The sequence below is a fragment of the Pseudomonas cavernicola genome, assembly GCF_003596405.1.
Taxonomy (GTDB): Bacteria; Pseudomonadota; Gammaproteobacteria; order Pseudomonadales; family Pseudomonadaceae; genus Aquipseudomonas; species Aquipseudomonas cavernicola.
In genome coordinates, this window is sequence record NZ_QYUR01000008.1 from 288,622 (window position 1) to 301,658 (window position 13,037).

General features: G+C 60.7%; 10 protein-coding genes and 1 pseudogene. 3 read left to right on the forward strand and 8 right to left on the reverse strand.

Features of this window, described 5'->3' with window-relative positions; genetic code table 11:
* Window positions 1-59 precede the first annotated feature (59 nt).
* From D3879_RS23300 to D3879_RS23315, 4 genes are all read right to left on the reverse strand, one after another.
* Window positions 60-1,454, reverse strand: coding sequence for an efflux transporter outer membrane subunit (locus D3879_RS23300; protein ID WP_119956594.1), 1,395 nt, complete (start codon window positions 1,452-1,454; stop codon window positions 60-62).
* Window positions 1,451-4,621: an efflux RND transporter permease subunit gene (locus D3879_RS23305; RefSeq protein WP_119956595.1), complete on the reverse strand. Its 3,171-nt coding sequence runs from the start codon at window positions 4,619-4,621 to the stop codon at window positions 1,451-1,453. Before D3879_RS23305 ends, D3879_RS23300 begins: the two co-directional genes overlap by 4 nt.
* Before the next feature lie 12 nt (window positions 4,622-4,633).
* The gene (gene mexE / locus D3879_RS23310) at window positions 4,634-5,866 is read right to left on the reverse strand and encodes a multidrug efflux RND transporter periplasmic adaptor subunit MexE (RefSeq protein WP_119956596.1); all 1,233 of its coding nucleotides are present in this window, start codon (window positions 5,864-5,866) and stop codon (window positions 4,634-4,636) included.
* 121 nt (window positions 5,867-5,987) lie between these two features.
* On the reverse strand, window positions 5,988-6,905 hold the full coding sequence (locus tag D3879_RS23315; RefSeq protein WP_119956597.1) for a LysR family transcriptional regulator: 918 nt from the start codon (window positions 6,903-6,905) through the stop codon (window positions 5,988-5,990).
* A 166-nt stretch (window positions 6,906-7,071) separates the two neighbouring features.
* Between D3879_RS23315 and D3879_RS23320 the strand changes: the two genes are divergently transcribed.
* Entirely contained in the window at window positions 7,072-8,091 is a 1,020-nt protein-coding gene (locus tag D3879_RS23320) for a zinc-dependent alcohol dehydrogenase family protein (RefSeq protein WP_119956598.1), read from the forward strand.
* Between the two features lie 144 nt (window positions 8,092-8,235).
* On the opposite strand, the gene dusA is transcribed toward D3879_RS23320, so the two are convergent.
* Window positions 8,236-9,261 carry a tRNA dihydrouridine(20/20a) synthase DusA gene (gene dusA, locus D3879_RS23325; protein ID WP_119956599.1) on the reverse strand — a complete coding sequence of 342 codons (1,026 nt, stop codon included), beginning with the start codon at window positions 9,259-9,261 and terminating at the stop codon, window positions 8,236-8,238.
* A gap of 81 nt (window positions 9,262-9,342) precedes the next feature.
* Here dusA and D3879_RS23330 point away from each other — a divergent pair.
* Together D3879_RS23330 and D3879_RS23335 are read left to right on the forward strand one after the other, a co-directional pair.
* Window positions 9,343-9,528, forward strand: a pseudogene (locus D3879_RS23330) (site-specific integrase); the annotation flags it as partial.
* A 117-nt stretch (window positions 9,529-9,645) separates the two neighbouring features.
* A complete protein-coding gene (locus D3879_RS23335; RefSeq protein ID WP_238474310.1) occupies window positions 9,646-10,353 on the forward strand; it encodes a transposase in 708 nt (235 codons plus the stop codon).
* A 376-nt stretch (window positions 10,354-10,729) separates the two neighbouring features.
* Here the strand turns inward: D3879_RS23335 and D3879_RS23340 are convergent, their stop codons facing one another.
* The 3 genes from D3879_RS23340 to D3879_RS23350 form a co-directional block, all read right to left on the reverse strand.
* Entirely contained in the window at window positions 10,730-11,527 is a 798-nt protein-coding gene (locus D3879_RS23340; protein WP_119956600.1) for an alpha/beta fold hydrolase, read from the reverse strand.
* A gap of 80 nt (window positions 11,528-11,607) precedes the next feature.
* Window positions 11,608-12,015 (reverse strand): SRPBCC family protein, encoded by a 408-nt coding sequence (locus D3879_RS23345; RefSeq protein ID WP_119956601.1) that lies wholly within the window; start codon window positions 12,013-12,015, stop codon window positions 11,608-11,610.
* 96 nt (window positions 12,016-12,111) lie between these two features.
* On the reverse strand, window positions 12,112-12,576 hold the full coding sequence (locus tag D3879_RS23350; RefSeq protein ID WP_119956602.1) for a hypothetical protein: 465 nt from the start codon (window positions 12,574-12,576) through the stop codon (window positions 12,112-12,114).
* Between the last annotated feature and the right edge of the window lie 461 nt (window positions 12,577-13,037).

Consider the following 13,037-nt stretch of genomic DNA (forward strand, 5'->3'; position numbering starts at 1 on the left):
GTCGTCCGAGCCTTTTTTCAACGCAGCATCACCAAGCGCAGTAGACATTGAACAGGTTCTCAGGCCTGTGGTTGCCAGCCGCCGCCCAGAGCCTTGTAAATGGCGACGATGCCACGGTAGACCTCGACTTCAGCTTGGGCCTGGGCGTCTTCGGCGGCCAGGCGTTCGCGTTCGGCGTCGAGCAGCACCAGGAAGTCCACCGTGCCTTCGCGGTAGCGGATCGATGCCTGGTCGGCCGCGGCGCGGCTGGCCTCGCTCTGGCGCAGCAGCGAGATCAGGCGTTCCTGACGTTTGCCATAGTCACTGAAAGCGTTTTCCGACTCTTCCAGGGCCAACAGTACTTGCTGTTCGTAACTGGCCAGGGCGCCATCGGCGTCTGCTTCGGCGCCACGCAGACGTGCCCGCACGCTGCCCAGGTCGAAGGCCGCCCAACTGATGGTCGGTGCCACACCCCAGGCGCGCGCCGCCGAGGAGCCCAACTGCGAGCCGCGGCCAGCGGTAAAGCCGAGGAAGCCGGCAACGTTGATCCGTGGGAACAGATCTGCGGTGGCCACGCCGACATTCGCGGTTGCGGCTGCCAGTTGGCGCTCGGCGATGTGCACGTCAGGCCGACGGCGCAGCAGCTCAGCCGGGTCGCCAATCGGCAGGGCTTTGGCAATGGCCGGCAGCTCGCGCGGGCCGAGGTCGACCTGCAACTCTTCCGGACGCTGGCCGAGCAGGGTGGCGATGCGGTTTTTGGCTCGCACCTCCTGCGCCTGCAACTGCGGCACGCTGGCCTCGGTGGCCGCCAGGCGGGCATCGGCTCGTAGTACGTCGAGCTCGTTGCCAACACCGGCATCTCGCAGGCGTTCGGTAAGGTCGCGGGATTCCTGCTGGTTTTTCAGGTTGCTGCGGGCGATCCGCTCACGTAGCTGCGCGCCGCGCAGTTCGCCGTAGGCGTCCACCAGTTCGGCGATCAGACTGACCTGCAATTGATAGAGCTCGGCTTCGGCGACTTCCTGCTCGGCATCGCTGGCTTCCAGCTGACGCTGGATACGGCCGAACAGGTCGATTTCCCAGAGCATGTCCAGGCCGAGGTCGTAGCGATCGTTGCTTACCCGGCGCTCGGTAATGCCCGGTTGCTGGGCCTTGCCATGCTCGCTGCTGGCGCGGCTGGTGACCGTGGGGAAGCGATCATTGGCCACGTCGTCACGGATCGCCCGCGCTGCCTTCAGGCGGGCGAAGGCGACACGCAACTCACGGTTGTTGTGCAGTGACTGCGCCACCAACTGGTTCAGCGTAGGGTCTTCGAACTGCTGCCACCAGCTGACCTCGAATTTGCTGCGGTCGTAGTCGCCTTGTTCGGCGGCGCTGATTTTTGCCGGCTCGGTAGCCGGTGTCTTGTAGTCAGGGCCCACGGTGCAGGCGCTCAAAGCGAGGGCCAGGAGGGCAGGGGTGAAGGCTTTGAACGTCATGCTTTTGCCTCCAGCAGGGCAACTTTGCGGGCGTCTCTGCGCTCCACGAAAGCACGGATCAGGACATAGAACACCGGCGTCAGCAGCAGGCCGAAGAAGGTCACCCCGAGCATCCCGGAGAACACCGCAACACCCATGGCATGGCGCATTTCGGCACCGGCACCGCTGGAGAACACCAGCGGCACCACGCCCATGATGAACGCGAAGGAGGTCATCAGGATCGGCCGCAGACGCAGGCGGCAGGCTTCCAGCACCGCAGCCAGAGGGCTGAGACCTTCCTCCTGCTTGTCCTTGGCGAACTCGACGATCAGGATCGCGTTCTTGCAGGCCAGCCCCACCAGTACGATCAAGCCGATCTGGGTGAAAATGTTGTTATCGCCACCGGAGACGATCACCCCGGTAATGGCCGACAGCAGCGTCATCGGCACGATCAGGATCACCGCCAGCGGCAGGCTCCAGCTCTCGTACTGCGCCGCCAGCACCAGGAAGGCCAGCAGTACGCAGAGCGGGAACACGAACAGTGCGGTATTGCCGGAAAGGATCTGCTGATAGGTCAACTCGGTCCATTCGAAGGTCATGCCGTTGGGCAGTTCTTCCTTGAGCAGTTTTTCGATGGCTTTTTCCGCTTGTCCCGAGCTATAGCCCGGAGCCGCACCGCCGTTGATTTCCGCAGTGATAAAGCCGTTATAGTGCATCACCCGGTCCGGGCCCGAGGTGTCGCTGACCTTGACGAAAGTCGACAGCGGAACCATCTCGCCACGGTTGTTGCGAACCTTCAACTGACCGATCTGCTCGGGTTCGAGGCGGAACTGCTGCTCGGCCTGGACATTGACCTGATAAGTGCGGCCAAAGCGGTTGAAGTCGTTGGCATACAGCGAGCCCAGGTAGATCTGCAGGGTATCGAAGATGTCAGTGATCGCCACGCCATGGGTCTTGGCTTTTTCCCGGTCGATGGCAGCATCGACTTGCGGCACGTTGACCTGATAGCTGGTGAACAACCCGGCCAGTTCCGGCACGCTCTGGCTTTTGGCGATGATGTTCTGGGTTTCCTTGTACAGCTCTTCATAACCCAGACCGCCACGGTCTTCGATCTGCAGGCGGAAGCCGCCGATGGTCCCCAGGCCTTGTACCGGTGGTGGCGGGAAGATCGCGATATAGGCGTCTTCGATACCGGCGAACTTGGCATTCAAGGCCGCCGCGATGGCGCCCGCGGACTCGCTTGGGTCGGTACGTTCATCGAACGGCTTCAATGGAGTGAAGACGATGCCGCTGTTGGGGCTGTTGGTGAAACCGTTGATCGACAGGCCAGGAAAGGCCACCGAGTTGGCGACGCCAGGCTGCTGCAGCGCTATCTCGGACATTTTCTTGATCACCGCCTCCGTGCGGTCAAGGCTCGCCGCATCCGGCAACTGGGCGAAGGCCACCAGGTATTGCTTGTCTTGCGGCGGTACGAAACCGGTTGGTGTAGTGGCGAAGCCGAAATAGGTCAACACCATCAAGCCGGCGTACAGCAGAAGGGCAATGCCGCTGCTACGGATGACGCGGCTAACAGTGCCGACATAACCCTTGCTGGCGCGGTCGAAGAAGCGGTTGAAGGGGCGGAACAGCCAGCCACCGAACAGCGTGTCGAGGAATTTCGAGAAGCGATCCTTGGGCGCATCGTGGCTTTTGAGCAACACGGCAGCTAAGGCCGGCGACAGGGTCAGGGAGTTGAAGGCCGAGATCACCGTGGAAATCGCGATGGTCAGGGCGAATTGTTTGTAGAACTGCCCGGTCAACCCGGAAATGAACGCTGCCGGGATGAATACCGCACAGAGCACCAGCGCCGTGGCGATGATCGGCCCGGTCACTTCGCGCATGGCGCGTTTGGTGGCCTCGACCGGGGTCAGGCCCAGGCCGATATTACGCTCGACGTTCTCCACCACCACGATGGCGTCGTCCACCACGATACCGATGGCCAGCACCAGGCCGAACAGCGACAGCGCATTGAGTGAGAAGCCGAACAGGTGCATCACCGCGAAGGTGCCGATCAGCGAGACCGGTACGGCCACCAGCGGAATGATCGAGGCGCGCCAGGTCTGCAGGAACAGAATGACCACCAGGACTACCAGCAGCAGGGCTTCGAACAGGGTGTGAACCACGGCTTCGATGGAGCCGCGAACGAAAATGGTCGGGTCATAAACGATCTCGAAGTCCATACCCTGGGGGAAGCTCTTCTTGAGCTCGGCCATCTTGTCGCGCACTTCATTGGAGATTTCGATGGCGTTCGAGCCAGGGCGCTGGAAGATCGGAATCGCTACCGCCGGCTGGTTGTTGAGCAACGAACGCAAGGCGTATTGGCTGGAGCCCAGTTCAACCCGTGCGATGTCCTTCAAGCGCGTGATCTCGCCATTTTCGCCGGAGCGGATGATGACGTTTTCAAACTCTTCTTCGCTGACCAGGCGGCCCTGGGTATTGACCGACAGCTGGAAGCTGGTGGCACTCGGCGAGGGTGGTGCGCCGAGGGCGCCGGCGGCGACTTGACGGTTCTGCTCGCGGATGGCGTTGACCACGTCCGTGGCGGTGAGATTGCGTGAGGCGGTCTTGTTCGGATCGAGCCAGACCCGCAGTGAGTAGTCGCCCATACCGAACAGTTGCACATCACCGACTCCGCCCAGCCGCGCCAGCTCGTCCTTGATATTGAGCAAGGCGTAGTTGGACAGGTAGAGCATGTCGTAGCGCTGGTCCGGCGAGGTCAAGTGCACAACCATGGTCAGGTCGGGCGAAGCCTTGTCCACGGTGATCCCGATCCGGGTGACTTCTTCCGGCAGCTTGGGCTGCGTCCTGGTGACCCGGTTCTGCACCTGCACCTGGGCGTTGTCCAGATCGGTGCCGAGGGCAAAGGTGATGGTCAGGGTAATCTTGCCGTCAGCGGTGGATTGCGAGGACATGTAGAGCATGTTCTCGACACCGGTGATCGCCTGCTCCAGGGGCGCGGCAACGGTCTCGCCGATGACCTTGGGGTTGGCACCCGGGAAGTTGGCGCGCACTACGACTGTAGGCGGCACGACTTCCGGGTATTCGCTGATCGGCAGCTGGAACAGCGAGATTGCGCCGCCGATCAGGATCAGGAGCGATAGCACGGCGGCGAAGATCGGCCGCTGGATGAAGAATTGCGAGAAATTCATCGGTGTCGTCTCTTAGCTGCGTGGAGCAGAGGAGAGGGCGTCGGACTTCTGCACAACCCGTGGCGGGTTGGCGGCTTCCACGGCCTTGCGTTGTTGGGCCAGGGCGGCCACGGTCGCTTCGTTGGCCATTGGAATGTCCTGTGGCTCCACGGCCATGCCTGGACGGGTCCGCTGCAGGCCTTTGACCACGATGCGTTCATCCTTGGCCAGGCCACTGCGAACGATGCGCAGGCCTTCGAGCTTGGGCCCCAGTTCGACATTGCGATAACTGACGGTGTTGTCCGCACCCAGGACCAGCACGAACTTCTTGCCCAGGTCGGTGCCCACGGCTTCATCGTTGATCAGCACGGCGGCATAGGTCGCGCTGCCGACCAGCTTCAGGCGGGCGTAGAGCCCCGGGGTGAAGCGGCCATCGCTGTTGTCGAAGACGGCGCGAGCGCGGATGGTGCCGGTTTTCGGGTTGACCTGATTGTCGACGAAGTCCATCTGCCCGAGGTGCGGGTGGCCGTCTTCATCGCTCAGGCCAAGGTAGACCGGGCTGGTCTGGCCGCGCTGGCCCTGGCGGGCGAGGTCGTTGTACTTGAGGAAGACCCGCTCATCGGCATCGAAGTAGGCATAGACCTTATCGGTCGAGACCAGGCTGGTGAGCAGGGTCTGCCCGGCGTTGACCAGGTTGCCGACGGTGATTTCGGCGCGGCTCACGCGCCCATCGATAGGCGCGATGATCCGGGTGAAGCTGAGATTCAGCCGGGCGTTTTCCAGCTTCGCCTGAATCGCGGCGACGCCGGCGCGAGCCTCGAGGGCGGCACTGGCACGGGCATCGGCCAGTTCGGCGGAGATCGCGTTGCTGGCGCGTAGTCGTTCGCCGCGGCGGGCTTCGTTCTCGGTGCGCCCAAGGTTAGCCCGTACTTGTTGCAGCTGAGCCTCGAGGCCGCGTACTTCAGCTTCGAAAGGGCGCGGATCGATCTGGAACAGCAGGTCGCCTTTCTTCACCAGCGAACCTTCGCTGAAGGCCACCTTGTCGATATAGCCGGACACGCGTGGGCGGATGTCCACAGCTTCCGGCGCTTCGAGGCGGCCGGTGAGCTCGTCCCACTCATTGATCGGTTGTTGCAGGACCTGGGCCACGCTGACTTTGGCGGCGGGGAGCGCACTGGTCGCTTCTGGGGCTTTGCCGCACGCGCTGATGGCTACGAGGGCAAGTGCCGCCAGGGGCACGCGCAAGGCCTTGAATGACTGTCCCATGTTTGTCTCCGCCAATCGGTTTTTTGGATGGGCGGAGTGTGCTGTGGGGCAGGCGGGACGACGAATCGAACGAGGCGAAGATGATTATTAGCGGGAATGATGATTAAGTGCGCGGACGGCTCTAGAGCAGGCTATCCGGATCGCCAATGAACATCTGGATGCGTGAGCGCAGCCAGCGTTCGGCCGGATCGTTGTCCTGCGCGCCGCGCCAGGCCATGGATAACTCGAAAGTGGGGATTTCCATGGGTAAGTCTTCGGCGCGCACCCCGCCGGCGGCGGTCAGGGCCGCGGCGGTGTAATCCGGAACTATGGACACCAGATCGGTGCCGGCGAGCAGAGTCCCTAGGCCATTGAATTGCGGCACGGCCAGCACCACCTTGCGCTTGCGGCCGATCTTCGCCAGTTCATCATCGATAAAACCATTCAGGTCGCCGGCGAAGGACACCAGGGCATGCGGACGGGCGCAATAGTCGTCGAGGCTGAGCCTCCCGGGCGCGGAGTCGGCGCGCAGCAGCTTGGGCTTGCTGCGACGCAAGGTCTTGCGTTTGGCATTGGCCGGGAGTTCGTCGGTGTAGCTGACGCCCACGGAAATCTCCCCGGAGGCCAGCAAGTTCGGCATCAACAGGTAGTTGGCGCGGCGTACCACCAACACCACGCCGGGGGCCTCGGCGCGTACACGGCGGAGCAGCGGTGGCAGCAGGCCGAACTCGACATCGTCAGACAGACCAATGCGAAACACCGCGGTGCTGGTGGCCGGGTCGAACTCCGAGGCGCGGCTGACGGCAGTGGAGATCGAGTCCAGCGCTGGTGAGAGGAGGCCGAAGATTTCCTGCGCGCGGGCGGTCGGCTCCATGCTCCGGCCGGTGCGAACGAACAGCGGGTCGTCGAACAGGCTGCGCAAACGCGCCAGGGCGGCACTGATCGCCGGCTGGCCGAGGAACAGTTTTTCCGCCGCACGCGTCACACTACGCTCGTGCATGAGTGTCTCGAAGACGATCAGCAGATTCAGGTCAACGCGACGCAAGTCATTACGATTCATTCGGCGGCTCTCGAAATCCCTCGTGCATGAGGCTGAAGGGCTACGCCCCTGGCGTCAAGACACCGCATCATTGGTATTTATGTCGACTATCACTGATAGCGGGTGGTTTTGCTGGCAAAGCCCCGATAAAGTCCATGGCCATAGGGATCCATATGCGAGGTGAGAGATGTCCCGCGTGATTCGTTTCCATCAGTTCGGCCCGGCTGAAGTGCTCAAGCTGGAAGAAAAACCAACCGCCCAACCCGCGGCGGGTGAGGTGTTGCTGCGTGTCGAGGCTATCAGCGTCAGCTGGTACGACGTGCTGTGGCGGCAGAATCTGGCTCCGTCGCAGGCGCATTTGCCGGCTGGGCTGGGGCATGAATTGGCCGGCGTGGTGCTGGCGGTGGGCGAGGGTGTGGAAGACCTGGCCGTGGGTGACAAAGTGGCCAGCTTCCCGGCGCACAGCCCCAATCAGTATCCGGGCTATGGCGATGAGGTGGTGTTGCCGCGCAGCTCATTGACCCGCTATCCGGAATTGTTGACTCCGATTGAAGCCAGCGGGCATTACACGCCGCTGCTGATTGCCTATTTCGCTTATGTCGATCTGGCCCGCATTCAATCAGGGCAAACCGTGCTGGTGACGGATGCTGCGCACTGTTCGGGACCGGCCTTTCTACAGTTGGGCAAGGCGCTGGGCGCGCGGATCATCGCGGCGACCAAAGATGCAGGTGATCGTGAACAATTACTGGCCCTCGGCGCCGAGAAAGTCATAGTCACCGAAGAGCAAGACCTGGTGACGGAAGTCAGCAAGTACACCGATGGGCGTGGCGTTGACGTGGTTCTGGACGGCCTGGGTGGCCCGCAGATGTGCCTGCTCGGCGATGTGCTGGCGCCGCGTGGGCGGCTGGTGTTGTACGGTCTGCAGGGTGGTAACCAAACGCCATTCCCGGCCTGTGCGGCGTTCCAAAAGAACATCCAGTTCTTCGTCCACTGCCTGGGTAATTTCACCGGTAAGCCGGAGCTGGGCATTCCCCAGGATCAGGTGGCACTGGAGCGAGCCCTGAGTGCATTGAACCAACTGACCCGTGATCGCGTGTTACTGCCACGGATTGAGCGGGTGTTCCCCTTCACGGAGTTCGTCGAAGCCCACCACTACATGGAAGGCTGCCCGAAGCGTGGACGGGTGGTGTTACAAGTCGCTGAATAAACCCCAGCGGTTGGCGGGGTAAGGCTGTAGAAGACGCCAGCGCCCATCCATTTGGCAGGGCGCTTTGCGGCATTCAAGCGTTGGACGGACATTGCCCCCACGCGAAGTGCGCGAGTGGCTACGTTCTGCTTCGCTCGCTGTTGTCTAGCGGCCTCTGAGCAAATCGGCCGCTTGGTCAAGCAGTGCCAGTGGATTGGCAGCTTTATGAATATCGACGGACAGCAATTGCCGGTAACGTCGCGCTCCCGGAAAACCCTGACCCAAACCCAACACATGCCGGGTGATATGGTGCATGGCGCCACCCTCGGCCAGATGCTGTTCGATATACGGGCGCAGCAGCTCTAGCGCGCCAGCCCGGCTGACGACCGGGGCCGTACTGCCGAACAGTCGCTGATCGACGTCGGCCAGCAGGTAGGGGTTGTGATAAGCCTCGCGGCCGAGCATCACCCCATCGAACGTCCGCAGATGCTCCTGGCATTCCTCCAGGCTTTTGATGCCGCCGTTGAGGATGATCTCCAGATCCGAGAAGTCCTGCTTGAGCTGCGCCGCCACCTCATAGCGCAGCGGCGGAACCTCGCGGTTTTCCTTCGGTGACAGGCCCGCGAGGATGGCAATTCGGGCATGCACGGTAAAACTCCGGCAGCCCGCCTCACGCACCTGACCGACGAAGTCACAGAGTTCGGCGTAGCTATCACGGCCGTCGATGCCAATCCGGTGCTTGACCGTTACAGGGATCGAGACCGCATCGCGCATGGCTTTCACGCAATCAGCTACCAACGCGGGATGGGCCATCAAGCAAGCGCCGATCATATTGTTTTGCACTCGGTCGCTCGGGCAACCGACGTTCAAATTGACTTCGTCATAGCCCGCTTCCTCAGCCATCCGCGCACACGCCGCCAACTCGGCTGGCACACTGCCGCCTAGCTGCAGGGCTAACGGATACTCGGCCTCGGTATGGCGCAGGAAACGCTCGTGGTCACCGCGCAGCAAGGCGCCCGTCGTGACCATCTCGGTGTACAGCAGAGCCTGCTGCGATAGCAGGCGAAGGAAGAACCGGCAATGCCGATCGGTCCAGTCCATCATCGGCGCAACAGAAAACCTCCTACTTGGCTCTAGCCTTGATGCGACGGGCTTATTGGCTTGATTTGTGAGGTTTTCTGCTTTGCTCATTTGCTACTGTTTCCGCTTATTTTTGCTTGTTTCTGATAGTGCGTTGCTACAAGCAAACTGAATCAGTCGTGTAGCAAAATCATGGGCTCTATTACTATCCGCAAGCGCAAGGACGGGTCTGCGCGGTATACCGCGCAAATCAGGATCATGCAGCAGGGCGTAACAGTCTATCAGGAAAGCCAGACGTTCGACCGCAAGGCCACGGCGCAGGCCTGGATCAAGCGGCGATCGACGGAATTGGCTGAGCCAGGCGCCATTGCTAAAGCAAAAGGATGATGCGGCTTTTCTGGCACATTTGCTGCGGCTGGGGATCTTGCCGACGGGTTACATTCATCCGCCGCAAGAGCGAGCGCTAGTGACTTGGCTCGCAAACGGATTCAACTCGTGCGTAGCCGTACCCAACACGTCCTGGCGGTCGAGAACATTATGGCCCGTCAGTTAGGCAGTCGACTCAACAGCAACGCAGTCAAAGGCCTGTCAGCGACATCGGTCGACAGGCTGGGCCTGCCACCCGATGTCGCTCTGGCGATGAAAGCCAATGTGGCAGTCATCGAGACGCTTAACGTTCAGATTGGTTGTCTGGAGGTTCGGTTGCTTCACGGTGCCCATTTGCGGCCGGAGTTTTCCCTATTGAAATCGATGCCGGGGATTGGTGAGGTGCTGGCTACCGTGATCATGCTGGAGACGGGAGACGTTGAACGCTTTGCCGATGTCGGCAACTTCGCTTCTTACGCTCGATGCGTGGTTAGCGCCCATTACTCCAATGGCAAGAAAAAAGGTGAAGGCAACACCAAAAATGGCAATGCCTATTTGGTCTGGGCCTTTATCGAAGCGGCCAACTTTGTCCGGCGCTGCAGTGACGATGCCAAACGCTCTTTCGAAAAGAAGAAAGCCAAAACCAACAACGTGGTAGCGACTAAGACGCTGGCCCACAAACTGGGTCGTGCGAGTTACCACATTCTGAAGCAGAAACAGCCTTTCGATGCCAAGCGCTATTTCGCCTGCGAGGCGATTATGGTGATTGCAGATCAGCCAGCAGGGGACTGGGCGAGAACCAAGAAATCTGAGTGGAGGTCTGCTGTCACCACCTGAGTGTGTTGTAACCGGGTCGTCTGCCAAGTGAGCCCGTAGAGACTGGACGTGTGATTTTTTACGCGAGCCACGGTTCTGTGACACGTTTTGGACACATTGGCGGCACCAACGTTTCTCTGGGGCGGGTTACCGCCAGGGCGGTACTGGAGGCATCACTACGGCTTGATCCATATGGGTGACTGGCGCGACTCGGTCGTAGCCAAAAACGAGGAAACGGGTTCGATCGGTTCAACCGATCAGGTTTAGCGAGGGAAACACCCTGCTGTTAAAAAGCAGGGCGGGGTTGCTTTGGATCTTGACGTAGGACCGGCTAATGGGCGCCCCCTTTGCTCCCCCAGACACTGACTTGCCGGTGGCTGCCGGCTTGAGCGAAGGGTTAGCCCCGTTCGACGAATCGTGCAATGACCTCATTGACGACGTCCGGATGCGTAACGGGGCCCATGTGGCCAAGGCCCTCAAACTCTACAAGCTCGACTTTAGGGAGTGCACCGGCCAGCAGCCTCGCCACCCCAAGTGATGACGACGGCGAGTTCTTGCCCACCATGTAGAGCACTGGAACGTCGAGCGAACGAAAGGCGTGTAAGGGCGTTGGCTCGGCAAACAGTGCGTGAGCCCAGCCACGCACATTTGCCACCGCCACTGCGATGGGTTGCTTGCGTTGTTCCGGGGTCCGCTTCCACGTTCCAGAGCCCATCCAATAGTCAATGAACCGCTCGGCGGCGGCGTCTTGGTTATTTGCATCGAGGGCAAGCCCGGCGTCCGCCACTACCTCGCGGATTCCGTCCGCCTCATTTGGCGGTGGCACTTCGGCGTCAAGGAGCGCAAACAGCGTTGGCTCATACAAGGCGATGGCGCGCACCCGGCTGGGGTTCAGCAACGCTGCGATCAGCGCTACTGCGGCGCCATACGAATGGCCAACCAACGTGAGAGGTGCGCCCGCTCTGGCGAGAACTGACTCTACGAGCGCGACCTCATCGCTGAGGGTGATGATCCGATCGGACGGCCATGCAGGACTCTTACCTGCGCCAAATGAATCGGGAGCAAGCACACGGAACCGCGGTGCCAAGAGTTCCAGGAGCCCTCGCCACTGCACCGAACTGCTCGCGTTGGAGTGAAAGCACACGACCCCAGGGCCGGTGCCGGAGTCCCGGAAAAAGGGTTCGATTGGCTCCAAGCATGCCTCCTGAAGTGATGGTAAACGAGGCTAACGTTTGAGTTCAGCGGACGCCGGAGGCAGTCCGCTGCAACGAAGAGCTAGCCATTTGTGGCATTGCGCTCAAGCGTATGCTTCATGGCAATTGTTCCTTGCTGAATCATTGCTTCGATGGCTCCTGCCATGTCATTAGGCAGCAAGTCGGCGATCCAGACGAGCCGACTATGACTCGCACCCTCTGCGAACACTTGCAGCGACGCGTTGTGGTGGGTGAACCGTCCTCCAACCGCTGCCCACACGAGCCGGCGAGCGTCGTCGTTGATGTCCACGATCAGCTCGCGCACTACCATCCCATTGGCAAATGTGACGATTCTGGAATCTCCTTCCAGGCGACAGTCGACCACGAAGCCAGGCACAAGGCGCACATGTATTGCGCCGACATCGCGAACCGCCGCCCAGACATGCTCCGGGCTGTCCTCGATCAGGATCTCTTTGCGGATAGAAGCCATGTGAGATGCTCCTCGGTTGATGACCCACAACGGATGGATTGAATGGCTAACGTTTGAGTTCAGCGGCCGCCGAAGTCGGTCCGCTGCGACGAAGGGTTAGACCGACTTTCCACGGAAGCCCCTGAATACCCAACCCGCCGACCACCCGAGCGCGAGCAACATGAGCGATGGGCCCAGCCACCATGCGAGCGACAGAAGGACATGCATGCCGCGAACGGCTCCCAACTGTGAAACGATCTGGCGGTGCTTTTCATTGACCTTCGCGACCTTGGATGAGAACAGCCTCTGGTTCTCGGTTGGCGACGTTGCGATCTCTTCGAGTGTGGTGATCGCCTCGGCGTCAGTCTTTTCGGCAAACACCATCTCTCGGAGCTTGAGGCCTGACAGTTCCACTTTCTCGGTGCGAGAGATTGCCTCCGCCATAATGTCGGATGCATCGCGCACCCAGTTGTATTGAAGTTGCTCGAGGGTGGGGCGTTCATCGTACGCAACAAAAGCCACAACGACTCCGTAGAGTACCGTGATGACAACCCACAGACGGCTCCAACCCCCGATACGCATTTCTCCTCCTAGTGAGGTCGAATTATAGATAGACACCAAATGCTGTCATAACGCCTTTACGGGTTTGGTGGATAACTTTCCTTGCCACATTCTGCTCCGTGCCTAAATCGGGGCTGGTAGCGGCGCGATGAGGTGATAACGACGTTATATACCAATGCGATTTGATCCGCAGGGCAGAGCTCAAGAACATTTCGTACTCTGCCTCTGACAGGCCGCTCCTGGCCCGAAGCTGCCAATAGCCTCCGGCAGCTTCGGGTCCGGAGCTGCCAGTCTTGATTGATCGCAATCAACCCGCTGCCGACTTTCCGGCTTGCAAAAGGCGGACGCTCGCGAAGCGATGCTGTATCAACTGCACAAAGAGAGTCGACTCTATCCGGTTGAGATGCTTTCGGGTCCTGAGGCTGCTTCGCGACTCGAACTTGCATCGCAGGCCCGGTCTTGAGGGCGGCGGTGACTTGGTC